The sequence below is a fragment of the Shewanella sp. S23-S33 genome (assembly GCF_043359565.1).
GTDB lineage: Bacteria > Pseudomonadota > Gammaproteobacteria > Enterobacterales > Shewanellaceae > Shewanella > Shewanella oncorhynchi.
The window spans coordinates 1-22,878 of sequence record NZ_JBHFFD010000001.1 but is presented as its reverse complement, the minus strand read 5'-3'; the positions used below and the strand labels follow the sequence as shown (position 1 = coordinate 22,878).

Genomic DNA, 22,878 nt, shown 5'->3' with positions numbered 1-22,878 from the left:
CGCCTTTTTACGCATTGACAATAAAACAAAACCTAATCCAAACTAACAACAATATCGCCGTCATTTTTAGTCACATGGAATAAGATGGATTCCAATAATTCACGATCACTCGGTTTCCCCTTTACCGATTCTCCCTCTAAAGAACGGAGCCCAACTAATGCTAACTGCCTCATCGCACTAGCATCACTCGATATTTTATTAGTGTTACGATATGCACTAATTTTCTCGTATAAAATCGCTTCACAGGGAACTTGAACAACTTTACTTTTAGCCATATTAAATCCCTCTATCATTATTAGAGAATAACCTTTAAATTCTAAAATAATGTTAATTACTATCACCAGCCAATATCAGTTCAACCTTATCTTCCGCTTTTTTCATTATCTCTTTATGCTTAATACCAGCACTATCTATGTCCACAGGTGAGTCATTAAACGTCTGGTAATAGACAAGACTACTGGTGTGCTGCGCCTTAACTGTATAGGTAAGAATCACCTCTAACAGTTCGCGAGTAGATAACCCCTCGGCATCATCTTTATGCTCAAGAATGCGCAGAGCAAACAAGGTTAACTCCCTCATTGCATCAGCATCACTTGATAGGTTCTTCTCGTTCCGGTACGCAGTGAGCTTCTCGTAAAGTTCGGGGTTACAAGCTACCTGCACCGCTTTGTTTCGTGCCATCTAACGCTCCTAATCTAATTTTACGCTTATTGGCATGCCAATAAGCGCATTGCGTTGTCAATGATAACACCATGATTGCGTCAATGCACTTTCATTGACCGATAAATGCCAGTCAATGACAAAGCAATGAACAATAAAGATTAACCTTTAAAAAACAATACATTGCCTATCAACCATTAATTCAATGACATGTCATTGCACAGCGCTACACCCCGCTTCTGTACTGCATCTATTGACAATGCAATGACCAGTCATTACGCGGTCATTGCACTTTTAGGTATATTTGAAACGAATTTTCAAAAAAAAATATTTAAATAATATTGATATTTAAATGATTAATTTCAATTACTTACATCACAAACAACCATAAGAATTGATTTATCAATTCTTGCGTGGGGTGTGGTCTTATTCTCAAGGTTCCAACTTCACTATTTCGCCAGGATTTTGCACTTTTCATTTTTTGGGGATTTTTTGGGGATTTTCGATTTTTGCTAGGCGGCTGCCGTATGAAGCGGCAAAGGTATCGGGGGATTTTCAGGCCAAAAAAAACGCACTCAATGAGTGCGTTTTCTGCAAGCGTGGCGGCTTAATATTCGCTTGGCAATAATGCGGTGGTTCGTGCTCTGTCCGCCTCGGTAATAATCAAAATCTTAATCCCTGCGAATAAATAGGATGATATTACCCGTTCATTATTTCGAAGTGCGTGATCATTAGATTGCCTATCCTCATCAGGCACGAGCCCCCAATCTCCCAACGCGTGACGGTAAAATAATACTGCCAGTTCTTCATTGCTTGAATTTTCGATTAGCGCAAGTACGCCTTGCGAGACATACCCAGCCCCAAGCCACGCTAACACCCTCTTTTCTCTTGCGGCTTTTTCTTCTATTGTTTCTAACATAAAAAGCCCATTACTATTTATTTAAACTGAACACATCAAACTAGGCGGCTTTTTTGATTTCTTGCGTTGTTATTTCGATTAAATACTGATGAGCCTTAGACGCGGCACTGGCGGCTTTAAAAATATAGCGCTTATCATTCTTTAACTGCGTTAACCAACTTGCGATATAAGACTCATGCTGAACGTCACCGCTAATATTTAACTCGGCCATTAAAAAACTTGCGCCTAATTCAGCGATCAATTCTTCAAAGGCGTAATCATCCGAACCAAATCGAGATCCTTTTATTCTGTCTAATCGGCTTTTTGCGCCTGTCCAATGCGTTAACTCATGCAATGCCGTACAATAAAAATCAAGGCTATTTGAGAAACGTTCGCGAGTGGGTAAAACGATGTTATCGGTAGAGGGTCTAAAAAATGCTTTATCTCCTTGCTCTACAATATTCGCACCTGTTTTATTAATGAAGCTTTCAACATGATCAATTGCATCAAATGAATTGTTAACGTTGAAACCTTTCACTTCCTCAACATTTAACCCGTCGATTTGCTCAACGTTAAAGACAGTGAAACTTTTAAGCATGGGAATAACTTCTTTTTCACCTTGTTCATTTTCTTTTTCCCAACTCTTATAAAAAATAATTGAGGTGCCCTTCTCGCCTTTGCGAACTTGACCGCCTAAATTATTCGCTTGGTTATAGGTTAAAAATTGATTTGATGAAAATCCCGCATCAAATGCCGCCGCCCATAACAACAAAACATTAATACCGCTATAGGCTTTTTTAGTATCGAAATTAATCGGAAAACCTGCACCGATTGAATTTCTCTGCCACGGACACACCCAAGGCTTTACACCTTTATCTAATGCCGCAATGATTTGATCAGTGACGACCTGATACATATCTACTTTTTTAAATGCTTTTGCACTTTTACTTTTTGTTTTGTTTTTTGAGATATCGTCTTTGGAGAGCCTGCTTGTCGCTTGTAAGCTGGCTTGCTCGCTGAAAGGCTTAGTGAGGCTTGCTGGGGTAGTGATTGAGTGTGTCATGGCTGCGTGCTCCGTTTGGGGTCTATCATCTTCGTTTTCGCCTGACGTCCTGCTCGCTCGCCATCGTTCTGATTGACAAGGGCGCGCAGCGGCGAAGCGAACCCTTGGCAAGCGGGTTGTGGTGAGCGACAGATTAAGACGGAAGCGTAAACGAAAGGGATAGAACCAGGAGCGGCCATGATGCCGAATGAAACGACCAGCTTAGCCACACTTGCCGCGCAGTGAGTAGGACTGTGCTTGGCGGTTTTGCTGTTGCGTTAGGGATTGGCAAGCAGGAACGTAGAGCCACGGCAAGCTTGCTTGCCATCAGTGGATCACGTTATCGCGGGGAGCGAAGCGAAAAGCCCGACCGAAGGGAACGCCCAAGGCCATCAGTGGTATTTAGATGACATAGCGCGACAGCAGCCAATAGACACTCAGAGTAAATAGATTGACCACCGAGGTACGTTTCAAAGCACACCAAGGGGTATTGTCAGATAAACGGAAAAGGGCGGCGAAGCCGCCGCTTGTTTCGCGTTTTACGGGGAGCTAACAGGGGTAATGTTCAGTTTAAGTAGATCACATGGCTCAGGCTGATATCATTGCTCGACAACGATTTGCAGCCTACAAACCCACGCTTTTTTGAACTGCCCTTTTGATAAACTCATTCGTGCTAGTCGATGCCTGAAATGCCGCGATAGACGCAGCCAAATGCAAGTCATGGCCTAATCTGACATTAAGCGATCCCTTGCAAGGCTTCTCTGGTTGAATGTCCTGTTGAGCACAGTCAGCAAGATAAGCGTTAATCGCCTCTTGAAAGGCTTGCTCTAACCCTTTGGCTGTTTCGGCCTCATAGTTGATCAACGGTGAAATGAATAGCACCTGCCCAAACAGAATATTATCCTCTGGGCTGATTTCTACAGAGCCGTGATAACCCTTATATGTCATTGTATTTTGCATCATAGTTTCCCCCATTCGGTTAATTTGTCTCTCACTTGGCGCAATGCGTAAGCCTTTAATTCATTTTTAGGATGCGGTTTATGCAGGTTGATTAACTCCTTCGGAATGCCATTATCAAACTTAACCCTCGAACCATCACCCTCGACTTGTTGATAACCGAGCACTTTTAACGCACCCGCTAATTCATTCCAAGTCAGTGTTTTGGACGATTTGAGCTTTGCTAATAATTTATCCGTTTTCGTCATAATGCCCCCTGCGATATAGGGGATCATTATACCAAATCAACCGCAAAAAGTGCAACTATATATAGTTGCAAATGAGGTATTTTCGAGACTTAACCTATCGAATGGTTTGAACTTAAGACAATGAAACCGAAGTGGGTCATGATGTGAATTAGCGAAAAAGGGGAACGCATGTTCCCCTGTAAGACGTTCAGGCTGTTTACACAAACTGCCCTTGTAGATCCTTAATTCTCACTATCGGATAGCGATTAGCACTCTCTAAGCATTTAGCGCGAGCCCTTTCGATATTGATCGCTGAATCAATAAAATAGCATTGTTTTTGGGCAATATCGTTTTCGGAGTCATAGCCAACAATAAAAAAGCGGGGGGAATATTTAACCTCGTCCACGGTATAACGGATCGCCTGACCTGTCGCGGATTCGTGATGGCCAATGTACCCGATCCCGTTAGCATTCAAATCAGCCATGTGGCTACTGACAACTGATGTTGCATAGTCCGCAGGCCAACCCGTTGCAGGGGTGCGACCATATAAACGTTCATGTTTAATATTGCCCTTGTAAATAGGTGTTCATTTCTTCAAACGTCACTGAGGGTTTGCACATATCATATCGCCCCCGTGTTAGTGGCCAACTCAATGCTGCCCCCTTCCATCACAAACCACAGAGCATGATGTGTATAGCAATCGCTTATCTCCCCGTCAGCCTCCACCGACACATAAACCGTTGATGTGATCCCCGAGGGTAAAGACCACATGATTGAAACGTGCTTATTTCGATAGTTCTGACTTAACGCCCTCGTTAGTTCATCAAGTGAGAGGCATTGCGTATCGTTGCCAAAATGCTTAATCACGACAGGAAAACGAACCGAAACCCGTTTTTTGTCAGTGCTAAACACATTAAAACGCACGCGATAATCAATACTTGCGCCATTGCGTCGAGGTTGATCGATTGATACGACATTTTGAGCCACTTTTGCCGCGACTAAGTACCGCTCGACCGCTTCAAACAATAACCCTTGTGAATAGGGATACCATGCTTCATTTGCCACCCCTTCAAGTCCGAGGCCGCAGAAGTGGAAGAAGTTCATTTCAGTTAAAACAATGATCGTCAACTCGCCCCTTTTTTGCTGTTGAATATCGTCTTTGGAGAGCCTGCTTGTCGCTTGTAAGCTGGCTTGCTCGCTGAAAGGCTTAGTGTGGCTTGCTGGGGTAGTGATTGAGTGTGTCATGGGCTGCTTGCTCCGTTTGGGGTCTATCATCTTCGTTTTCGCCTGACGTCCTGCTCGCTCGCCATCGTTCTGATTGACAAGGGCGCGCAGCGGCGAAGCGAACCCTTGGCAAGCGGGTTGTGGTGAGCGACAGATTAAGACGGAAGCGTAAACGAAAGGGATAGAACCAGGAGCGGCCATGATGCCGAATGAAACGACCAGCTTAGCCACACTTGCCGCGCAGTGAGTAGGACTGTGCTTGGCGGTTTGGCGGTTGCGTTAGGGATTGGCAAGCAGGAACGTAGAGCCACGGCAAGCTTGCTTGCCATCAGTGGATCACGTTATCGCGGGGAGCGAAGCGAAAAGCCCGACCGAAGGGAACGCCCAAGTTCATCAGTGGTTTTTAGATGACATAGCGCAACAGCAGCCAATAGACACTCAGAGTAAATAGATTGACCGCCGAGACACGTTTCAAAGCACACCAAGGGGTATTGTCAGATAAACGGAAAAGGGCGGCGCAGCCGCCGCTTGTTTCGCGTTTTGCGGGGAACTCACAGGGAATAGCGACTATCGGCGGCCAATAAAAACGAGCCTGAATGCGGCTGCAACGAAATAAAGGGCAGAAATGGCAATGAACAGCCAACAAATCACCAAGAGTAAATTATTCAATATCGCCATCAACATGTCGCTCGCTTATTTAATCAATTCAAACACTTTGCGGTTAGCCGCGGTTTTAGTGTTGCTGGTCAACGGCCATATTTCCCATGGTGAATCGACGCCTGTTCGACTCCTTAAAAAGTCATCTCCAGATCGATATTGAAACTCTTCGTAATCAATACACCACTCAAACACTTCGCCCTGTTTGACGGACTTAAGATCACTTATCTTCACAATCTCTATCGCACGTTGAGACATGGCTAAATTTCCTTGTCGTTATCCATTTCTTCATCTTCCCATTCGATGAGGCGGCATTTTTGAAACTCTGGATGCTCTTTAAGTTGCTCATGAACATCTGCAGGAATATGAAAATTCAACTCCCCCGCTTCAATCGAATATTTCAAACACGCTAAGCCCTCATGCTCAAGCCCTGACTCATCAATCACGCGCTGCACTTGGTTTGCTTGGCATCGATACCGCGCACCCGCGACAACGACATTCACCGCGCCAGAGGGCATAAAAATCATCGTCACTGGATAGTGATGGCCACCAAACAGATTCACAAAGGAAAAACTGGCCCGATTGGGTTGGCGCGTACAACTCACGATATTGTTGATTGGCATGATAACGCCCTCACTGTGTTGCACTGGAATAATGTGGATCGGTTCATCGGCTTGTACGGCTTGCTCATAGGCTGCGACAACCTCGGGATTGTCCATAAGCTGCGCTTTCACCTCTGAAAATGGAATACCGGTTACTTTGCCCATATCAATCTCCCACTTTTGAACACGATCTTACTGAGTCTGCGCTGTTCATTAACTTATCGGCCGCCTTGGCCAAGAAGTCCGAACGGTCTTTGAACTCGCGATGAAACGCCACAAAGCTATCGATACGTACAATCTGCGATTCTGACAATGTGATATTGAGGCGTTTTTGTTTGGCTTTGAGCGCCTCTAGCGGCACCTCTAAGGCCAGCCATTGGTCGAACTTGGGATGCAATGCCTGATAGTCGCGATAACCTTCATTCAAGCTATCGACTAAATGACCATCGTTGATCACTTCCTCAGCCATAAATAAAATGGCTTCTTTAGCCTTAAACAAGATTTCTTCTTGGCTATCCGCCGCCGAAAAACAGCCATAGCCTAATTTTTCAAACACGGGAATAACGATACCAAACGCCTGCGTTTCATCAGCAGGGCTTTCGATCCCGACCATAAATAGCATTGTAAAACCTCTGCGTTAACCGTTGAACCATTATACACACGCATACACACAACTCAATTTATTTAGTTAATTCTTGCTCAGATTTACCCTGAATTAACAGGGTAAATCTGCATCAGTATGCGGCTTAAAATCCAGCTGGCATCAACGCATCAAAGTAGGCTTTTTGTGCATCATCTAGCCCTTTTCGCTCCCCGTTCACTAAGCTATCAACCTGATTTGCTAAATCCTTTTTCTTGAGTGCGGCGGCTTGTAATGCCCACTGCTCCCCCATGACAGGCTGAGCCATATCAATTAAACAAGACAAGCTCACGCGCTTAAAGAAGGTTTCTGCCGTAGGTCGCCAGTAGTTAGACCATTTCACATCGAGGGTCGAAATAACGGCCTCAGCGGCACAATGACTATTATCAATTGACGCCTCGAACATGGAAGCCGTGGCGTAAGCCACCTGCTTTTCTTTCTCTTTTACATCGAGGGCGCAAAAAGCGTTAAAGCGTTCAGCGACCGTTGGCAGACCAACCCACGCTAAATTTAGGCTGGCTTTTACCCCCTCGATTAACTGCACCGCTTTGTTATCCGTGAGCGCTCCCGTTTTAGGATGGCAAGTGGTGTCGTTAACGCTGATATGCAGTGGACGGCTGCCATAATGTGAATCAGTGAACGCGCTTACACAGACAGAGAAATGCAGCGTATCAAGCGCAACGCTTGGCGCACTCATTAACGCATGTTTCGTGATAATCAAACGCTGTGCGCGTAAATCGTCATTGAGCGCAGCGGAATAACCGCTTGCATCCTTATCTTCAATTTTTTTCACGTCACCCACGTTGAGTGGATCTAATTGCACACTGGCTTGTAATTGTGCCAGTGCCTTTTTATCGTCCTTATGCACCAAACCCATATAGATACTGACAGGCTCACCATAACTTTTTAACACGAGCAAACACCCCGCTAGCGCCATTTCAGCGGGATCATACTCACCCTCTTTTAAGGTAAGACGTCCAAACCCTGCAAGATCATCGTATTCAGATACGAGCTTATAATCTGCCCATTTCCAGCCTTGCATAACCAGTTTTGCCCCTTCTAACTCCAATTTTGCAATCGCTAATGATTCGAGCAACGCTTTATCATCAAGATAGACTTCATCACTGAACAAGTCTGAGGTCACAACCCCGCCCGCTTTTTCGTATTCTTCTTGGCCAACAAACTGAGCCAAATAGTGATCAGCATTCACAGCGGCGTCTTTAAGCATATTGCGGAATTGGTTTTCGTTGTAACGTCTATCGCCTGCCAGCTCCCACACTTCGACTTGTTTTTCGATACTGGCAATCGTGAATATCATCACGACATCAAGCGACACGTTCCCCGCTTTGTACGCATCGAGCACAACAGGGGCGACCATGCTTAACTTCATGCGCTGCTGCACGAATTTCGCTGTCACGCCAAACCGCGCCGCAACATCAGCAATGCTCGCGCCCTTATTCACCATGTCAGCAAAAGCGTGAAATTCATCGACTGGGTGCATCTTTGCACGTGTGAAGTTTTCAGTCATTGATAGCTCGGTGGCATAGTTGGCCACTTCTTCGGCTGTCAGCAACTTAACAGGCACAAGCGTTTTCGGTTTCAGCTTATTATTTTTGACCGCTTTAATGAGCTGTCTCAGTCTACGGCCACCGCCCAAAACTGGGTATAAGCCTTGCGCGTTCATGGGCTCGACAATCAAATTTTGTAAAATGCCATGCGCCAAAATGGAGGCATACAACTGTTCATCGTCAGCCTTGGACGCATTTTCTTTACGCACGTTCTTCTCAGACAACACCAACTGGTTAATCTGCAATTGCAGTAACACTGGCTTTGCTGTTGAAGCCAATGCCACCACAGCGTTAGCCGCTGTTGCCGATTTTTGAGCAATATCGGGCTTGTGAGAGCCTGCTTGAGTCTTTGGGCTGGCAGGTAAAGTGGTGGCTTTAGTGTGAGTTGCTTGCGCTTGAATTGAGTTTGTCATTGCTTGTTTTCCTGTCGTTTAAATATCGTTCTCGTCTTCGCCTAACTTCCTGACTCATTTCACGTTCTGACAGACAAGGGCGCGCAGCGGCGAAGCCTCCCTTGGCGGGCAGGTTGTGAAATGAGACAGATAAGAAGTGACAGCGCAGACGTGAACGGTATTGACAGGGAAACGATGACAAGCGATAGAGAAGCGCACGCTTACTCACACTTTAGCCGGCAATGAACCGGACAGTGCTTGTGACTTTGATGTTTGCTTTGGTTTGGGCTTGGTGGTTGCGTTAGGGATTGGCAAGCAGGAACGTAGAGCCACGGCAAGCTTGCTTGCCATCAGTGGATCACGTTATCGCGGGGAGCGAAGCGAAAAGCCCGACCGAAGGGAACGCCAGTTTAAGACCAATCTCCGGTGAGCTGTTTTACTTCGGTTTCGCGAAGACAAAACGCCGTATTAATCGACGTTAGATTATCAAACTTCTCACGTTGAGTGAGCGCAGGATCTTGATCTATTTTACGTTCAGCACCAGTCACTTGGATTAATAGCGTATCGAGATTCTTACTGGCTTTAAATTTACGAAACCAATGTAAATCTAACTCTGTCAGGGTGTTTCTATTAATATAATTCATAGCTTCTCGTATATTTACCAAATATTGGCTTGCTGACAGCGACTTTTAACGATCTCATTATCATTGAGCTGAATGGCGGCAATTTTTTTAGCCCGCTGACACTCTTGGACATTCACCGGATATTGCTTATCCCACGCACTCATAAGCTGGCGCTGCGACTTACTCATCGAATATTTAGGATAACTTTGGTCCATATACAGATAGGACCGAGCAATGCGCCCTCTAGCGGCTTCGGGAGGCTGAGCTTTGCTGCCATCAATGCGCATATCACAGGCACCAAAATCAGATTTTGCCGACGGTAACAGGGCAAAATTGTAATTACTGCGCAGCGCGTTCACAGCGCCGATAGCCGGAAACAGATTGTGCATATCCGCTTGCATGTATCGATACTCAATATTCATCTTCTCGGCACACTTGCGGCCCTTGAACGATTGGCCTTTGCTATCGACACATTGCCCATGGCCATCACGCCACTCAGTAAATGCTTTGCCAAAATTTTCGGCGGGTACAACGTGTTCCCATTCGATTTTTTTAGCGCGCGCTAAATGCGTTTTAGTAGTAAATCCTGGCGGAGATATTACCTGCCCTTTTGCGTCAAATGCAGCACCGCAATAGAGGGTTTCACGATGATCTTGATAGACCGATAACAGCTGTTTTTTAGCCTGATTAAACGACTGATTCGTCGTATTGGAAGCAACAGCAAAAAGAGGAAATACCGCAATGATAGAAATTAAGAACCGATTCAAAAACAAACCTCTTTTCAATGGATTGACAATATTAGATGAAACAAAATGCCATGTTAGAAATGTGATACAGCCAAGACCTCTACTTTACCCAGAACCTTAAGCCGTCACAGATATAACTTGTTTAAGCCATCATTATCGACGACAGCTAATGAGGCTGTTTAGTTAAGCAAATGACAAACCACTGTTTTTTCATCACACAAAAATGATTTACCACTCTGCTGTTTTTTTATTACTAAGGGTTCACCAGTCATCATGGAAACGAGCCCGTTCACAATAAACACGCCTTTATCGGTAGTTAAAGTGGTAGTGTCTCCCCAAAATGATTTATCAAATGATACAGACACAGTTTTTCCGGCCTCGATGGTTTCAACAATGACTTTAGATGCTTTTCTTGAAGCGTCTATTTCAGCCCCAAAACCGCTAAAATGCATAACAGCCTGAAACATTAAAACTAAGCCTACTCCACCAACTAAAATTTTAATCACTTTATATCTACTCCTGATTGCATAATTACTATATTCATTGAGCTAATTAAAAATAACCTAAGCATTACAATTATACCGATATCCTGAACTACTTACAGTATTGTGTAGATGGCATTGGAAAACAAAGAGGCAGAATCGAGAGCATGAAAAATCCTACGAAAGAGCCTGCTATAGCAGAATATATACTACCTCCGAAACTACAGCCAAACAAAGCCCCTACCGTTAGCACAAATGACAAAACAAATGCCATGAAGTAAGGCATATCTAAGCATGCTCTTTTAGATAATAGTCTCACTATTGTAATCTTAGATCTTCCAGTTTTTATATCAAAAATTTTCCTAGAAAAATTTTTATTCGTAATCCATAGTAAAGCGAACGATAAAATGAAATTCGCAAATAATATAGGTTCAAATATCATGCTAACTTTAGTTTTCATGCTGATTCTCCGTTAATTTAATTGGATGAGTCTTTTTTACTTTCTACAAGACATTTTATGGCCCCAAACTCAACAATAAACACAATAATCAAAGGAAGGTTATCTAAAGAATTAAAGGCGCAATATACTAAAGCCATTGAAATGAGTAGATGATAAACAACATCAATCAATCTTAATTCAGCGTCAAAGACAACAAACCTTGTAACCCAAACCCCAGTCAGCATAAAAAGCGAAAATAACCAGCCATACAACTTAGTAGATGAATCTAAAGCATTTTCAAATGGATCGAGAGGATTTTTAGTTTCAAAAACACCAAGAAAATACAAAGAAGAATAATAAAATAAAAATGGAACAATCACCATAGGAGCTATTATTAACAATTCCCTCCACCAAATATAAACATATTTCATATAAGGCTTTAGGTAGAGCTTAATCGCATAACGCTGTTCAATACTGAGCCTTTTAAACAACTGTGCGCGAGACTTATTAAGCCAATTTTTTGGTAAAATCTCAGGTTCATCAAAGGCTAATGAAGCCATGATTTGTTGAGCAGTGGTGAGCTGGTCTATTGAAACAATGTTTTTTTTAATTTCATGCAACAAATTTATTTCTTTATCAACCGAACAACCAAGATATGATGTGTATGCGTTCATTAGTTATATTCCGCTTAGTTAGCACTAATGATTGAGAAGCCTTTATGCTCCCCACATTTAAGACATGAATCAGGCACTTTGTCCCCTTCAAAATAATGCTTGTTATCACCGCATTTTTCACAATGAGAGCAATATACAGCATCGTGCATTTTGGCCGCAACTTTATGAAGATCAGACAAATCTACGTTTAATTTCATGCTTTAGTTTCCTTGGTAATTTATGACCTACTTTAGTGCTCGTATAGTGCCAATGATTGGCGCAATCAACATGGCTGGCATCCAAAGAAGTGGGTGTATAAAATCAGCCATGCTGATATTGCTGTCCGTTAAGTACAACGCGAATCCAATCATCGTTACATACCCAATAACGAAAGTTTGTAGGGTATTACGCCAGAAAAGAAGTGCGATAAAACTTAACTTTTCATTATCTATATTCAATAAGACTTTCCGTTGTAATTTATCGGGATTAAATGTATTCATTATCGGCGCTAGTGCGATACCGACCATAGTAAAAAGCAAAATGATAGGGATACTGAGGCAGACAAACAAAGCTATCACATAAGCCACGGCATTTTTTCCTACTCTGCTTCGTATCACAATTTTCATGACGATTTTCCGTTAACTTTTAGTGTGCTTGTTAATCGGTAGACATTTGATAGCAAGCAATGACAATCCCGCGAACAAACAAAAATGCCAATATTTATACTCACTATCACTAATAAATAGAATCCAACCGCCTATGCAAGCACTAACCAAGACAATGACGATAATTAGCACGACAGCCAAACTTTGATTCATATAGAATTTCCGTTATTTATTAAATGTTCCAAAAACAGTGTTCAAAGCATCTACAAATTCACCAGCTTTGACATCACCAAGGAAACAGGGTTTAAAAGAAGCGGTGGCGATGTATTTTTTCCTAGCTGGCACGTAGATCATTGAGTCTGGATTCGCGGCCAAATAGTCTTGAAAGACTTTACTCACTTTTTGACGACCTAGCCCCAAATGACGGTAAATATCTTGGCTGGTAACGTGTCCATTAAGCACGAGTTTTGCGTCAATCAACTTTAATACAGCGTCATCAAGTAATGGGCGTGACATAAATGAGTTTCCGTGGTTATTTAGTTAGTTCACTCGAAGCATTGACCACTTATCATGCAGCTTTTTGATCTTATCTTTCACATCAATACCGATTCGTTCCAGCCATTCAGACGGGAGAAAATCGCCTCCCTCAACACCCAACAACACATTATTAGCGTGGGAGCGGGTTTTTGTATCGAGGTTAACAAGCACAATAGGGCTGAACTTATACCAGTTGTCGGCCTCAAGGCTCAGAATGATTAGCGCTGCTGTCTTTGCTGAACTGCTGCCATGTTCTAGCGCTATGTCGATAAGAGCTAGTGCAGACGCAGCCCTAGGCTTATGCTTTTCGGCCTCGGCCATTTCTTTTCTGTATTGTTCAATGCTCATTCTTAATAGTTCCTATTTTCCGTGAATATTAATCGAGTTCATTTGCGGCTTTTACAGCCTTGCATAAATCATCCGGCCAATTAAAATTAATTAACGCATGAAGATCTCGTTTTATTTTATTGCTACATTGTTCTTTTGCTTCGTCATACCAGTAAGTTTTACTTTCACTTTCTCGACAGTCATTTACAACATTGTTAAAATCAACATCATAAAATGTCTGCGCTTCACCATCTTTAATATCATGCTCTGCAACTAAGGAAAATTTACGTTTAACACCATTTCGACCATCTTCATCTGTGATTGAGTACAAAGCTTCAAGCTTTGCATTTAATCGCCTCAATGCCTGAGATAATGAATTGCCACTGGCAGCAGGTAATAATTGGTTTGATAGTAAATATTGTGCTTGTGTACCATCAAAATCATCCCCCCCTAATTTATCAAAAATCCACGTCGCCCAATCCATGTGCATAACAATAGCTGTATAACTACCACCATATCGTTCTTGATCAACAATAAGAGTTACGCCCATTTTCTTTACATAGTCATCCAAAAAGGTGATTTCTGACATATTTGATTTTCCGGTTATTTACTGTTTTTCTTTGGCAAGCCTCTAACTGCGTCCATATCCCTAGCTTCACCAGCCGCCGCGATTCTGGATAGTTGTCGCTCTGACTTGCCCCAGCGTTTTGCAATTTCTTCAAACGTCCACCCCTTTGAGTTGGCGATTAATTGAAATTCCGTAATAGGTTTACCTGTCATATATGTCTAGTATACCTTTTAAGTTAGACCTGTCAAATATGTCTAGTATATTTCTTTTTCAAAACCAATCAATCCCACACATCTGTTCAATCCGCTTCGGTTGAATAACAACGTAGTCTATTGTGGTTTCAGGGCTGGCATGGCCGAGGATTCGCTCTACAGTCTCAATCGGTACGCCATTGACTACGGCGTTAGTGCAAAGCGACTTTCGGCCAGAGTGTGACGAGGCCGATGGTATGCCACATTTCTTATAAATTTCACATTGTCTGCTCTAAGGAGTCGCAAGCCCAATATTCCCGCACCACGCCAGAGTCAAGCTTTCGCGGCTTAGGTTGGAGCGAATAAGGAGCGCCACGAACCGTATACAGAAACCGCGAATCAGGGATTAATCCTTGAAACTCGGCACGACCTGATACGCCCCATTTTTTAACTAGGCGGTGATCAACCCATTCCTGAATGGTCGCCCTCGATGTTTTGTTTGTAAGCCAAACCGTTCTTGGCTTCAACAGCTTGCAAATACTGGCTGGAAGGTGGATTTCCTCTTTGATTTTGCCGTTGGCAAAATGGATGTGTTCAGTTTTGAGTATGGATGTGTTCAGTTTTGAGTAATGCAACCTCAGTCACGCGCAGGGCAGCGTGAGAAAGTGCTACAGCACAACGTCTTGCTGTGCTGCATGAGTTGGCAAGTTTTCAGGACTCTATGAATTTGGGCGGGAGTAAGTGCGTCTGCGCGGCTCATTGTCTGTATTTTCCTTTTAAATGGGGATATGCAGACAATACGATTTTTACACTGCCTAATTAGCTTAACACAGCATTAAAGCTGGCATTCACGGAAAGCAAAAAGCGCCCCGAAGGACGCTAATACCGTATTATTCATCACTCACATCGAGATCAACTGGCTGTTGCCGCCAGTAAGCGCGAGCCTTGTAAATCACCGCCAATCGTTGGGATGTGCTCCAACTTTTTACACGCTCGATCAAATTAAGGGCTGCTGCTTCTGAGCCTAAAAACTCCCGAACTTGCTCATCGTACTGATAGCCTTCACTAATGTGCCATTGCAGCATATCAGCCTCTGTTTTTGCGTTTGGATGCGGCATATAGCCATTCTGGCCGCAATAAAACGCATTCCACTCGTTATCTGTTAACTCCGGCGTGTTATCTTCAATTAGCAGCGTAAAGCGCTCCGCGAGTGCATTTATTGAGCCAGACCAATTAATCTCCCCAGTGTGATCGGTGAGGTTATTGCATACAATGATAGTTTCATCGACTAGGCGTACTGATTTTTTTATAGCCATGATTTATCCTTCAAGGCCGCTCAAGGCGGCCATATTTGGTTTATTCTGCGTTAGCAAATTCGGTTAGCTCTTGCATCCATTGGCTATCGTCACAAGTGCCGTGCTCGATAAGATGTTTAGCAACGATGACAGGAATATCATCGCCGCTGTAAAGCATATCGGCCCAATGATCTCGCAGATCGCTTAATAATGAATCGATGTTGTAAGGCTCGCGGAAGTAAAAGCCGTTTTCGCCGTCACAATCAATTATCTCCTGTGCAAAATCTTCTAAAGACTGACTTTCAGGGAAAGGCTTGTGCTCAAGAAAGCTACTAGAAAGCTCAAGCATCCCACCTTCTGATTCACACACAAGCAAATCTTGATGATTAATCCATTCAATCAAAACATTGGCTTCATCTGTGAATTTTCCTATCCAGTTATTGCCGTTCCAATGCTTTTCTGCACCATTAAGGATTTCTTGAAAAGTTTGTTTGTGTTCATCGATTAGCGCAGCTATTTGATCAGATGTTGTTTCTGGCATCAGCTTAAAACGCAAAACCAAGTTATGCCATACATCACAAGGAACAGCATTGCCAGTCTCACCGCTATAGTCAGCATCAAGTGATCCGTCACGTATATCTAATTCAAGGTAAGCGCTTTGCGGGAAGTGTTGGGCAGGATATTGAGCAAAAACAGGGAAGCGTTTAGCTGTTGAAGCGTCAAATTTGATGTTTAATGTAGTCATGATCTGATTCCTTTTACTTTCGCCCTGCCGATGTGGCGGGCATCTTAGTTAATGGGTTGTTCTTGAGAACGATTTCAATATATCGCACCCATATCGCACCCGCAAGAATTATTTTTCAAACTTTAACTATTTTTATCGTTTCCGTGGCGGTTAGCCGATGGCCAGAACGTCACGGAATCCTGTTACGCTTTAACCGTCGGTATATCGGACCAGCGAGTAGTGTACTGCGGCGATAGAAATTCACGGCGCATAACCCAATGCTGATCGCTACCTTGTGCCGCAATAAACAACGCATCACGACCATAGCGCTGGTTGATTTCATCGAACACCTGCATAAGCTTAGGATCACTCTTTGGGGTATTAAATAAGTCATATTGCTGTAAAGTTTTCCTGCAAAGCTCAAGCAAGCCAACACCAACGCGATAATAGCGCACACCTGGGCGATAAAGGTTTGAAAGCTCCCTGCTAACAGCAGCACACAGTTCGCGGCTGTCATCAGTAGCACAGACAAACTGAACAACTTTTTTAAAATAAACAGGCTGTGGATCATGCGGCGAGTTTGCGGCAAACACGACCATCGTTTTACATAACGAACCTTGTTCACGCGCCTTAGCCGCCGCAATGGCGGCATGTTTTGCTAACGCTTGTTGTAAATGGTCACGGGTAGTTATGCGTTCGCCAAGACTTCGAGTTGAAAAAATTTGCTGCTTGTCCGCTTTTGTTTCGTCCCATGTTTTACAGATCTGGCCGTTGAGTTCGCGCACTGTTCGTTCGACTTCAATCGAAAAAAGTTGTCGCGCCATTTTCGGCGCCAGCTGGGCCAAATCAAACGCGGTGTTAATACCAAGTAATCCTAGTTTGGCAGTCAGTTTGCGGCCTATTCCCCAAACTTCATCAACTGGCATCAACTTTAAAATTTCAATCCTCAGTGCATCGTTATCGATCACGCAAACGCCCTGATATTGGACCAATTGTTTCGCGGCATGGTTGGCCAACTTCGCCAAAGTTAATGTCTCCCCTACACCCACGCACACAGGCAAGCGGCATTCACGCCAAACGGCACGACGAATGGCGCGACAATGCAACCAAAGATTAGGGATAGCAGCTTGGCACTTTTGAAAAGATACAAATGACTCATCAATACTATAAACATACTGTTCGGGCGCAAAGCGCCCGATCACTTGCATCATTTTTGAAGACAAATCAGCAAACAACTCGTAGTTAGATGAAAATACCTGCACATGGTGGCGCCGACATAAATGTTGCTGCTCAAAGTAAGGACCAAATTTTTTCACACCAACCGCCTTGGCCGCTCTATTTGCAGCGACACAGCAGCCGTCATTGTTACTGAGTACAATAGCCGGCTTTCCGCGCAGATCAGGTCTAAACACCAACTGGCAATTGACATAAAACGAGTCGGCATCGATTAATCCGAACATTGCTGACTCAAATACTGATCAAGTAATGTTGAATGCTCATGAATGCGAATACTTTTAATGACCACACCATCGACACTGAAAGTGTCGGCTTCATCGATTGCAACGTATGTCATGTTTTGCTGTTGATCGATAGACACTAGCAAACGACGTTTCATATCGAGTAATTTAACAGTAAATTCCCCGTTGTAACTCGCCACCACTAGAGACATGTTCCGGCGTGGTGCCGCTCTATCGATAATTAAAATGTCGCCGTCGTATATACCGACACCTTCCATGCTTCGCCCAGCTGTGCGGCCGAACCACGTAGAACTAGGGTGTTCAACAAGGAGTTGATCGAGGCTAAGCGGCAATTCGAGGTAATCTGCAGCAGGTGAAGGGAAGCCGCTAATCCCTGCACTTGCATTGCATGTAATCAATTTCACAAGTCAAAACCACTGTATAAATAATCAGTAATAATAGCAGTAAAAAAAATAAAATCTAAAATTTCGATCCTGCTGCCGGTTCCTGACTTTTTTCGGTGGGTAATCACCGCGTTTTTTGCGGTGTTATCCACAAAAAATCAGGGTTCGGTGGCTAGAAGTTGCTCCTTTATCAATTTGTATAAAATTGGTTGATAGCGTCATTTCCAAAAATTGCTATAGTTTTTCCTTTACGTGTAACACTGACAAACTCATTTTTATTCAGAGTGTTAATAATTTTTTTCAACCCCTTTCCCCCCATGCTGAAAGTAAGTTGATTGGCTACTTTTTCAGGCGCAATAAAGCTATTCAGACCATCCAAACTACAAAGCGCTTTAAATCGAGAGCCGCTATTAAACTGTTCAAAAGTAGCTAATCGATCTTGACTCATCCACCCTATGAGTTCCAATACTTCCTCATAACTCTTGAGCAGTAATGAGCAACTGGCTCTAATGCCATAGATGGGATTGCTATAGTCAAAGTAATCCGTTCCAGGCTTGACGTGGTGAAATTTCCATATAGCTTCATGATGACTTAGCCTATTCCTTAACTCCCTGACACGGTTAAATTTTTTAAAAATATCCTCCCTTAATGTTCCTTGGGGAGCATGAGGAAAAATGACAGGCAGTAAATTTGGCCATAGAAAAATTTCTGCATTATTATCTTCAAATTTAACGTCGAGGAAGTTAGTCCAAAATCCAAAATCCATCATCGATATGATGCGATCTGGAGTCGCTAGCTTTCCACTTTTTCTGATTAAACTTATCGTTTTATCGACTTTTTGCTCTTCATATATTTTTTTAACCACCTTACGATTGCCAGAGTTGTCGAGTAAATAACTATACTGATCAACTTTCTGATTTGGTTTTGGTGCAGTTACTTTCTGAAAACGCTTAACGCCATAGGCTTTTTGTCCTAAATAATCAGGTAAAGAGGTAATCCAATTAGCATCAGTTAGCCATTTTAACTTCGCCCCTTTTGGTGGATGGCTACGAATACCATTATCAATTGCATTACGGAGTGTAATTTCTAGGCATTGCATTGCAGGCACTAAGGCCCCAGACAGAACTTTATTCCATTGGTAGGCAGCTTGTACTTGGTTTGGCTTAATTTTTAGAATCGTTTCATATATTCCTAAACGTTCTTTAGATATAAATTCTTGCATTAATATTCCCTGTTTATTGCTAATTTATTTCTGTAATTGACAACAGTTTTACTTGCGTTGTTGACAGTATCGTCAACTTGCAACTACAATGACCACATACAGGCAGTACCACCTCGGAAGAGAGTTCTGCGATAAAGTTGTTTGGATAAGCCACCTTCGGGTGGCTTTTCTCGTTTATATATCCCTTTACTCCCAAGCATTCATTACTAAGCTATGGCGTTCTTCACTGAGCACCTGCAGATAGATCTCAGTGGTTTTACTGTCACTGTGGCCCATCAGTTGGCTTATCACATGCAGGGGCACCGGTGGGTTTGCCGTCACCAGCGCCACCCCAAAACCATGGCGTAAGCCCTTACCTGTCGCTTGCGGTCCGACAATTCCCGCCCTATCCATCACCCGTTTGACCAAACGATAGGCCGTTGGCCGACTCATGGGCCACAATGGACTATCGATACCGAGATCACGGCGTAGCTGTGAGCGTAGGCCAAATACCAAATCCAAGTGTTCAATTAAGGAGGGCGGCACCGGCACGCTGCGATACTGCGCTTGCTTAAGGCGACCTTGCTGATCGGTCTTGTGTTTCTTTAGGCTGTGAATGACGATGGCGCTGTCGTTGATCATCACGCGCCTGGGCGAAATGGCCAACACCTCAGACGGACGGCACCCGCTGTAATGCAGCACATGACAAAACATCCTATCGCTAGGCGACTCTAACGCACTGGCATCGAGGAAGCGCCGCCGTTCTTCACTGGTTAAATACAGTCTTTCACCATCCGGACTAAACAGGCGCATTTCAGGGGCAATATCGGTGTTATGCATGGGTTTGAATCAGTTCTCTAGAGATTTGATTCATTCTAGGGCAAAAAAACGCCCTCGAACAGCCCAAAACAGGGTCAAAGGGCGGATTTTAGGGGCTCGCGTGAATCAGTCTGTCCTAGAGTGATTCACCGGTAATGTTTAAGGTTAAAAAACATTCTTGAAAAGTAGTTAAAGCCCCATATATATACAATGAAAGGTATCAACATCCCCTAACCAAATATAGGATTTTTCATGTCTGATAAATTTGAGACAACATGGTTTTATGCACCACTAGAAACAAGAAACGAGCGTAGGCCAAGTGGATTTCTAGGACTGAGTAGTAAAAATGTCGACGTTCCTGAAGGGAAGCTTGTAAATTTAGACGACTTTGCAGAACAATTAGCGAACATATACAACAGATTTGATGACAAGGGATACGATGTTATAAATGTTATCCCTATTTCGATGGGCAGCTCCGAGTCTTGCTACTCAAAACTCAGTAATGGACAGAATAATTACTTGGGCGAAACAGGATTCTCAATTACCCGTGGAGCTGTAGTTGTCGGTAAGAAACGTGAATAGTAAAAACATGTAAGACTATGCTCAAACATACCTTAAAATTTTGGATTGTCAGTGTAGTGACGCACTAAATTTGGAACGACTTTAAGTAACTCAAATCCATAATAGCTGGTGAATCACTCTCACATAGAGTGATTCACCATGAATAATCCTTACCGTAATTAATGCATCAATGTGAGCTGTTTAATCACGCGCTCTTGCATCCACATAGGTCTGGTTGCCAACCACTTAATGAGTAGCCCAGCTGGCAACTGAGGTATGTCAATTAGACGGATTTTACCAATTTCGTTATACTGTATTTGTGACATAAATTTAGATTCCTTATTTCCTAGGTTTTAGCACAGGCCAGTGATGATCTGATACATCATCATTGGCCAATCTATAGGTTGCGCTTAAACATATAGAGGTAGCTATACAAAAAAAAGATAGCTAGCTATCTTTTTGAAATTTCATTCAACATACTTGAAAGTCGTACAGACCCAATACTCTCAACTAGTTTAGTAATGGCAATATCAAAAGTTTCCTGGTCACTCTTAGAACCAACAGCCTCACCTAATTCGCTTAAAAGTTCATCCATACCAACACGAATTTTGATATTTTTTTGAATGACATAAGGCGAACGTTTACGTTTTTCACGGCGCGTAAAGCCTAGAGTCTCACTTTGGGCCTCAACTTCTTTCAACTGCCGCTCAGTCAATGGCTGAGCCTTAGAGCTTGTAGCCGCTAACACTTTTAAAAGTGAAATATCATCATCACTTTCATCAATTACTATTTTAGTGCGTGGGTTATCCATTATTAGCCTCCAACAGCATACGTTTAACATCATTAGCATACGCTTTAGCATTGATAGCCGCTTTGTCGGTACCAGATACCAACGCAGGATCTAAATTGTTTACCGTCCCACCATAGCTGCGAACAGCTCTAAATGCTTCACGGTCAATCAAACTTGAATTAAGGATATGAACACCACTCTCAATAAAATCTTGTTTAATCAGTTTTAATAATCTGGTTTGTATCGCGGCACTTGTGCGAGTCAGTAAGATACAACAAGGGATCTTCCGTCCCAGTAAACGGCCTTGCTTGCGAATCAAACCGATGGTTCTTGCAGCTTCGCTGGCATCGTCCTCCGATCCCTGACAGGGAACGATAACCAAATCAGCCCGACTAATAGCCTGTGTCACGGCAAAGTTAGCTGTTCCTTCAAGATCTACCAACACAAATTGAGTCTGAGAACTTGCAGTTTCAATGTCATCAAGAACAGTATCTTCCGTTGATTTTTCAATCAAAACCAGATTTGACGGACAACCGTTTTTCTTAGCCCATCCCGCGCTATGCTGATTGGGGTCGGTATCAATCAGGGTAATTTTTATACCACTTTCTGATGCTTGTCGGCATAGTTCGCCGGCTAATGTAACGCAAGCCGTGGTCTTTCCCGCCCCACCCTTACTTTGTGCAAATGCAATAACAGTCATTATTAGTTCTCCATATAGTAAAAGATAGCTAGCTATCAGACCGTATGCTAGCTATACGAAAACAATCTAGCTAGCTATATTAAAACATAATAGCTAGCTAGATTCAATGGTAGATAGCTAGCTATCTTTATCATATATAGCTATATTAATACTTTGTTTAGAAGATCGCTAAATTTGCCCAACGCGCCAAAATCTAAATAATGTTTTCTGCGCCCACCACTCGAAATAGGGATAAGGAAATGATCTTGTCAATTTAGGGGAAAAGAGAACTGGATTTACTTTGCTAAAAATGACTATATCAACACAAAAGTTACATTTTGACAAAAATTCAAGTATTTCAGTTATTTATAAAGGTTAAGGTTATTTTCGAGGGTTTGGACATAAAACCACAATAAGGTTGAGCTTAAGTCCTTGACTCTTGTTTAATGCAAAGACCAGATGTAAACATTTTATCTGTTTTAGGCTTTCCTCATCATTTTCAATTATCGATACCTTCATCTTTTAAGATCTGTGCCTAATAACCTTACCTAATATTTATCTCAATAAAATGGTTGAACCATTTTATATGATTCAATTGCTTTTGCCTTTGATAATCAGGGTTCATTGAGCTTTCTTGTCACTTTGGCACTTTGCTTGCAAAATTCCTTCTGCTAGACGCTTTTTTCTTTAGTAACTATCTTAACAGCGAGTTTGAGGTTTAACGGTCGTAGACAAAAGCAGCTTCCAGCGCTGCTTTTAATCTTTTGTAGAAGCGACTGATTTATCAGTCATCATTTTTAAGTCTTTTGCTATAGATCTTTTTATCTTTCATTTTCTAAAGCTAAAAATCAAAAGAAAAAATCAAAAGAGGTGAGACTAAAGATCACAACTAACTTTGCAGTTTTTTTTT

General features: G+C 42.8%; 34 protein-coding genes. 1 reads left to right on the top strand and 33 read right to left on the bottom strand.

All coding sequences use genetic code 11. The annotated features are described in order from the left end of the window. Nucleotides 1-32: 32 nt before the first annotated feature. From ACHA99_RS00170 to ACHA99_RS00025, 30 genes are all read right to left on the bottom strand, one after another. Nucleotides 33-275 (bottom strand): hypothetical protein, encoded by a 243-nt coding sequence (locus ACHA99_RS00170; RefSeq protein WP_393940193.1) that lies wholly within the window; start codon nucleotides 273-275, stop codon nucleotides 33-35. A 52-nt stretch (nucleotides 276-327) separates the two neighbouring features. Next, complete coding sequence (locus tag ACHA99_RS00165; RefSeq protein ID WP_342899532.1) at nucleotides 328-681, bottom strand: hypothetical protein; 354 nt, start codon at nucleotides 679-681, stop codon at nucleotides 328-330. 586 nt (nucleotides 682-1,267) lie between these two features. Then, nucleotides 1,268-1,579, bottom strand: coding sequence for a hypothetical protein (locus tag ACHA99_RS00160; protein ID WP_212601053.1), 312 nt, complete (start codon nucleotides 1,577-1,579; stop codon nucleotides 1,268-1,270). A gap of 40 nt (nucleotides 1,580-1,619) precedes the next feature. Further along, entirely contained in the window at nucleotides 1,620-2,621 is a 1,002-nt protein-coding gene (locus tag ACHA99_RS00155; protein WP_393940188.1) for an ArdC family protein, read from the bottom strand. A gap of 603 nt (nucleotides 2,622-3,224) precedes the next feature. Beyond that, on the bottom strand, nucleotides 3,225-3,563 hold the full coding sequence (locus ACHA99_RS00150) for a type II toxin-antitoxin system HicB family antitoxin (RefSeq protein WP_012197942.1): 339 nt from the start codon (nucleotides 3,561-3,563) through the stop codon (nucleotides 3,225-3,227). Next, entirely contained in the window at nucleotides 3,560-3,805 is a 246-nt protein-coding gene (locus ACHA99_RS00145) for a type II toxin-antitoxin system HicA family toxin (RefSeq protein WP_006087375.1), read from the bottom strand. The genes ACHA99_RS00150 and ACHA99_RS00145 overlap by 4 nt, the downstream gene beginning before the upstream one ends. A 196-nt stretch (nucleotides 3,806-4,001) precedes the next feature. Next, complete coding sequence (locus ACHA99_RS00140) at nucleotides 4,002-4,268, bottom strand: hypothetical protein (RefSeq protein WP_393940183.1); 267 nt, start codon at nucleotides 4,266-4,268, stop codon at nucleotides 4,002-4,004. 137 nt (nucleotides 4,269-4,405) lie between these two features. Continuing rightward, nucleotides 4,406-5,239, bottom strand: a complete 834-nt coding sequence (locus ACHA99_RS00135) for a hypothetical protein (protein ID WP_393940180.1) — start codon at nucleotides 5,237-5,239, stop codon at nucleotides 4,406-4,408. Nucleotides 5,240-5,411: 172 nt separating this feature from the next. Then, a complete protein-coding gene (locus ACHA99_RS00130) occupies nucleotides 5,412-5,651 on the bottom strand; it encodes a hypothetical protein (protein ID WP_393940178.1) in 240 nt (79 codons plus the stop codon). A gap of 50 nt (nucleotides 5,652-5,701) precedes the next feature. Further along, complete coding sequence (locus tag ACHA99_RS00125) at nucleotides 5,702-5,923, bottom strand: hypothetical protein (RefSeq protein WP_259580008.1); 222 nt, start codon at nucleotides 5,921-5,923, stop codon at nucleotides 5,702-5,704. A gap of 2 nt (nucleotides 5,924-5,925) precedes the next feature. Continuing rightward, nucleotides 5,926-6,432 carry a hypothetical protein gene (locus tag ACHA99_RS00120; protein WP_254306282.1) on the bottom strand — a complete coding sequence of 169 codons (507 nt, stop codon included), beginning with the start codon at nucleotides 6,430-6,432 and terminating at the stop codon, nucleotides 5,926-5,928. 1 nt (nucleotide 6,433) lies between these two features. Continuing rightward, a complete protein-coding gene (locus ACHA99_RS00115) occupies nucleotides 6,434-6,889 on the bottom strand; it encodes a type II toxin-antitoxin system HicB family antitoxin (protein ID WP_393940173.1) in 456 nt (151 codons plus the stop codon). A 124-nt stretch (nucleotides 6,890-7,013) separates the two neighbouring features. After that, complete coding sequence (locus ACHA99_RS00110) at nucleotides 7,014-8,888, bottom strand: ParB/RepB/Spo0J family partition protein (RefSeq protein WP_393940170.1); 1,875 nt, start codon at nucleotides 8,886-8,888, stop codon at nucleotides 7,014-7,016. A gap of 389 nt (nucleotides 8,889-9,277) precedes the next feature. After that, complete coding sequence (locus ACHA99_RS00105) at nucleotides 9,278-9,511, bottom strand: hypothetical protein (RefSeq protein WP_259524520.1); 234 nt, start codon at nucleotides 9,509-9,511, stop codon at nucleotides 9,278-9,280. A 14-nt stretch (nucleotides 9,512-9,525) separates the two neighbouring features. Continuing rightward, nucleotides 9,526-10,257 (bottom strand): endonuclease, encoded by a 732-nt coding sequence (locus ACHA99_RS00100; RefSeq protein ID WP_393940167.1) that lies wholly within the window; start codon nucleotides 10,255-10,257, stop codon nucleotides 9,526-9,528. A gap of 158 nt (nucleotides 10,258-10,415) precedes the next feature. Next, a complete protein-coding gene (locus ACHA99_RS00095; protein WP_393940165.1) occupies nucleotides 10,416-10,742 on the bottom strand; it encodes a hypothetical protein in 327 nt (108 codons plus the stop codon). Between the two features lie 453 nt (nucleotides 10,743-11,195). After that, nucleotides 11,196-11,831, bottom strand: coding sequence for a hypothetical protein (locus ACHA99_RS00090; RefSeq protein ID WP_393940162.1), 636 nt, complete (start codon nucleotides 11,829-11,831; stop codon nucleotides 11,196-11,198). 14 nt (nucleotides 11,832-11,845) lie between these two features. Further along, the gene (locus tag ACHA99_RS00085) at nucleotides 11,846-12,028 is read right to left on the bottom strand and encodes a hypothetical protein (protein ID WP_393940159.1); all 183 of its coding nucleotides are present in this window, start codon (nucleotides 12,026-12,028) and stop codon (nucleotides 11,846-11,848) included. Nucleotides 12,029-12,055: 27 nt separating this feature from the next. After that, nucleotides 12,056-12,436 (bottom strand): hypothetical protein, encoded by a 381-nt coding sequence (locus ACHA99_RS00080; RefSeq protein WP_393940156.1) that lies wholly within the window; start codon nucleotides 12,434-12,436, stop codon nucleotides 12,056-12,058. 204 nt (nucleotides 12,437-12,640) lie between these two features. Next, nucleotides 12,641-12,931, bottom strand: coding sequence for a hypothetical protein (locus tag ACHA99_RS00075; RefSeq protein ID WP_006087357.1), 291 nt, complete (start codon nucleotides 12,929-12,931; stop codon nucleotides 12,641-12,643). A gap of 24 nt (nucleotides 12,932-12,955) precedes the next feature. Continuing rightward, entirely contained in the window at nucleotides 12,956-13,300 is a 345-nt protein-coding gene (locus tag ACHA99_RS00070; RefSeq protein WP_393940153.1) for a hypothetical protein, read from the bottom strand. Between the two features lie 28 nt (nucleotides 13,301-13,328). Next, nucleotides 13,329-13,868, bottom strand: a complete 540-nt coding sequence (locus tag ACHA99_RS00065; protein WP_393940150.1) for a hypothetical protein — start codon at nucleotides 13,866-13,868, stop codon at nucleotides 13,329-13,331. A gap of 14 nt (nucleotides 13,869-13,882) precedes the next feature. Beyond that, the gene (locus tag ACHA99_RS00060; protein ID WP_193377977.1) at nucleotides 13,883-14,059 is read right to left on the bottom strand and encodes a hypothetical protein; all 177 of its coding nucleotides are present in this window, start codon (nucleotides 14,057-14,059) and stop codon (nucleotides 13,883-13,885) included. A gap of 58 nt (nucleotides 14,060-14,117) precedes the next feature. Then, complete coding sequence (locus ACHA99_RS00055; RefSeq protein WP_393940254.1) at nucleotides 14,118-14,297, bottom strand: tyrosine-type recombinase/integrase; 180 nt, start codon at nucleotides 14,295-14,297, stop codon at nucleotides 14,118-14,120. 631 nt (nucleotides 14,298-14,928) lie between these two features. Further along, nucleotides 14,929-15,354 carry a hypothetical protein gene (locus ACHA99_RS00050; RefSeq protein WP_393940147.1) on the bottom strand — a complete coding sequence of 142 codons (426 nt, stop codon included), beginning with the start codon at nucleotides 15,352-15,354 and terminating at the stop codon, nucleotides 14,929-14,931. A gap of 40 nt (nucleotides 15,355-15,394) precedes the next feature. Next, a complete protein-coding gene (locus tag ACHA99_RS00045; RefSeq protein ID WP_393940144.1) occupies nucleotides 15,395-16,078 on the bottom strand; it encodes a hypothetical protein in 684 nt (227 codons plus the stop codon). Between the two features lie 182 nt (nucleotides 16,079-16,260). Continuing rightward, complete coding sequence (locus tag ACHA99_RS00040; protein WP_006087354.1) at nucleotides 16,261-17,517, bottom strand: Y-family DNA polymerase; 1,257 nt, start codon at nucleotides 17,515-17,517, stop codon at nucleotides 16,261-16,263. Beyond that, entirely contained in the window at nucleotides 17,505-17,939 is a 435-nt protein-coding gene (locus tag ACHA99_RS00035) for a S24 family peptidase (protein WP_006087353.1), read from the bottom strand. The genes ACHA99_RS00040 and ACHA99_RS00035 overlap by 13 nt, the downstream gene beginning before the upstream one ends. A gap of 169 nt (nucleotides 17,940-18,108) precedes the next feature. Continuing rightward, nucleotides 18,109-19,140, bottom strand: coding sequence for an Abi family protein (locus ACHA99_RS00030; RefSeq protein WP_393940139.1), 1,032 nt, complete (start codon nucleotides 19,138-19,140; stop codon nucleotides 18,109-18,111). 186 nt (nucleotides 19,141-19,326) lie between these two features. Beyond that, nucleotides 19,327-19,959, bottom strand: coding sequence for a tyrosine-type recombinase/integrase (locus ACHA99_RS00025; RefSeq protein WP_393940136.1), 633 nt, complete (start codon nucleotides 19,957-19,959; stop codon nucleotides 19,327-19,329). A gap of 231 nt (nucleotides 19,960-20,190) precedes the next feature. Here ACHA99_RS00025 and ACHA99_RS00020 point away from each other — a divergent pair, with 231 nt between their 5' ends. Next, entirely contained in the window at nucleotides 20,191-20,520 is a 330-nt protein-coding gene (locus ACHA99_RS00020) for a hypothetical protein (protein ID WP_393940133.1), read from the top strand. 158 nt (nucleotides 20,521-20,678) lie between these two features. Here ACHA99_RS00020 and ACHA99_RS00015 read toward each other — a convergent pair whose 3' ends face one another. The 3 genes from ACHA99_RS00015 to ACHA99_RS00005 all read right to left on the bottom strand — a co-directional run bounded on the left by ACHA99_RS00015 (nucleotide 20,679) and on the right by ACHA99_RS00005 (nucleotide 21,989). After that, nucleotides 20,679-20,825 carry a hypothetical protein gene (locus ACHA99_RS00015; protein WP_393940130.1) on the bottom strand — a complete coding sequence of 49 codons (147 nt, stop codon included), beginning with the start codon at nucleotides 20,823-20,825 and terminating at the stop codon, nucleotides 20,679-20,681. 125 nt (nucleotides 20,826-20,950) lie between these two features. Continuing rightward, nucleotides 20,951-21,310 carry a hypothetical protein gene (locus tag ACHA99_RS00010; RefSeq protein WP_131525912.1) on the bottom strand — a complete coding sequence of 120 codons (360 nt, stop codon included), beginning with the start codon at nucleotides 21,308-21,310 and terminating at the stop codon, nucleotides 20,951-20,953. Next, nucleotides 21,303-21,989, bottom strand: coding sequence for an AAA family ATPase (locus tag ACHA99_RS00005; protein ID WP_131525913.1), 687 nt, complete (start codon nucleotides 21,987-21,989; stop codon nucleotides 21,303-21,305). The genes ACHA99_RS00010 and ACHA99_RS00005 overlap by 8 nt, the downstream gene beginning before the upstream one ends. Nucleotides 21,990-22,878: the final 889 nt, after the last annotated feature.

What these genes read in the sequence shown, in the direction of transcription:
- ACHA99_RS00075 (WP_006087357.1), bottom strand. Translation starts at nt 12,931, where the DNA reads ATGTCACGCCCATTACTTGATGACGCTGTATTAAAGTTGATTGACGCA.
- ACHA99_RS00090 (WP_393940162.1), bottom strand. Translation starts at nt 11,831, where the DNA reads ATGAACGCATACACATCATATCTTGGTTGTTCGGTTGATAAAGAAATA.
- ACHA99_RS00125 (WP_259580008.1), bottom strand. Translation starts at nt 5,923, where the DNA reads ATGTCTCAACGTGCGATAGAGATTGTGAAGATAAGTGATCTTAAGTCC.
- ACHA99_RS00145 (WP_006087375.1), bottom strand. Translation starts at nt 3,805, where the DNA reads ATGACGAAAACGGATAAATTATTAGCAAAGCTCAAATCGTCCAAAACA.
- ACHA99_RS00085 (WP_393940159.1), bottom strand. Translation starts at nt 12,028, where the DNA reads ATGAAATTAAACGTAGATTTGTCTGATCTTCATAAAGTTGCGGCCAAA.
- ACHA99_RS00030 (WP_393940139.1), bottom strand. Translation starts at nt 19,140, where the DNA reads ATGCAAGAATTTATATCTAAAGAACGTTTAGGAATATATGAAACGATT.
- ACHA99_RS00045 (WP_393940144.1), bottom strand. Translation starts at nt 16,078, where the DNA reads ATGACTACATTAAACATCAAATTTGACGCTTCAACAGCTAAACGCTTC.
- ACHA99_RS00170 (WP_393940193.1), bottom strand. Translation starts at nt 275, where the DNA reads ATGGCTAAAAGTAAAGTTGTTCAAGTTCCCTGTGAAGCGATTTTATAC.
- ACHA99_RS00025 (WP_393940136.1), bottom strand. Translation starts at nt 19,959, where the DNA reads ATGCATAACACCGATATTGCCCCTGAAATGCGCCTGTTTAGTCCGGAT.
- ACHA99_RS00160 (WP_212601053.1), bottom strand. Translation starts at nt 1,579, where the DNA reads ATGTTAGAAACAATAGAAGAAAAAGCCGCAAGAGAAAAGAGGGTGTTA.
- ACHA99_RS00120 (WP_254306282.1), bottom strand. Translation starts at nt 6,432, where the DNA reads ATGGGCAAAGTAACCGGTATTCCATTTTCAGAGGTGAAAGCGCAGCTT.
- ACHA99_RS00150 (WP_012197942.1), bottom strand. Translation starts at nt 3,563, where the DNA reads ATGATGCAAAATACAATGACATATAAGGGTTATCACGGCTCTGTAGAA.
- ACHA99_RS00080 (WP_393940156.1), bottom strand. Translation starts at nt 12,436, where the DNA reads ATGAAAATTGTGATACGAAGCAGAGTAGGAAAAAATGCCGTGGCTTAT.
- ACHA99_RS00010 (WP_131525912.1), bottom strand. Translation starts at nt 21,310, where the DNA reads ATGGATAACCCACGCACTAAAATAGTAATTGATGAAAGTGATGATGAT.
- ACHA99_RS00040 (WP_006087354.1), bottom strand. Translation starts at nt 17,517, where the DNA reads ATGTTCGGATTAATCGATGCCGACTCGTTTTATGTCAATTGCCAGTTG.
- ACHA99_RS00070 (WP_393940153.1), bottom strand. Translation starts at nt 13,300, where the DNA reads ATGAGCATTGAACAATACAGAAAAGAAATGGCCGAGGCCGAAAAGCAT.
- ACHA99_RS00060 (WP_193377977.1), bottom strand. Translation starts at nt 14,059, where the DNA reads ATGACAGGTAAACCTATTACGGAATTTCAATTAATCGCCAACTCAAAG.
- ACHA99_RS00110 (WP_393940170.1), bottom strand. Translation starts at nt 8,888, where the DNA reads ATGACAAACTCAATTCAAGCGCAAGCAACTCACACTAAAGCCACCACT.
- ACHA99_RS00015 (WP_393940130.1), bottom strand. Translation starts at nt 20,825, where the DNA reads ATGTCACAAATACAGTATAACGAAATTGGTAAAATCCGTCTAATTGAC.
- ACHA99_RS00005 (WP_131525913.1), bottom strand. Translation starts at nt 21,989, where the DNA reads ATGACTGTTATTGCATTTGCACAAAGTAAGGGTGGGGCGGGAAAGACC.
- ACHA99_RS00115 (WP_393940173.1), bottom strand. Translation starts at nt 6,889, where the DNA reads ATGCTATTTATGGTCGGGATCGAAAGCCCTGCTGATGAAACGCAGGCG.
- ACHA99_RS00165 (WP_342899532.1), bottom strand. Translation starts at nt 681, where the DNA reads ATGGCACGAAACAAAGCGGTGCAGGTAGCTTGTAACCCCGAACTTTAC.
- ACHA99_RS00140 (WP_393940183.1), bottom strand. Translation starts at nt 4,268, where the DNA reads ATGGCTGATTTGAATGCTAACGGGATCGGGTACATTGGCCATCACGAA.
- ACHA99_RS00065 (WP_393940150.1), bottom strand. Translation starts at nt 13,868, where the DNA reads ATGTCAGAAATCACCTTTTTGGATGACTATGTAAAGAAAATGGGCGTA.
- ACHA99_RS00050 (WP_393940147.1), bottom strand. Translation starts at nt 15,354, where the DNA reads ATGGCTATAAAAAAATCAGTACGCCTAGTCGATGAAACTATCATTGTA.
- ACHA99_RS00020 (WP_393940133.1), top strand. Translation starts at nt 20,191, where the DNA reads ATGTCTGATAAATTTGAGACAACATGGTTTTATGCACCACTAGAAACA.
- ACHA99_RS00155 (WP_393940188.1), bottom strand. Translation starts at nt 2,621, where the DNA reads ATGACACACTCAATCACTACCCCAGCAAGCCTCACTAAGCCTTTCAGC.
- ACHA99_RS00105 (WP_259524520.1), bottom strand. Translation starts at nt 9,511, where the DNA reads ATGAATTATATTAATAGAAACACCCTGACAGAGTTAGATTTACATTGG.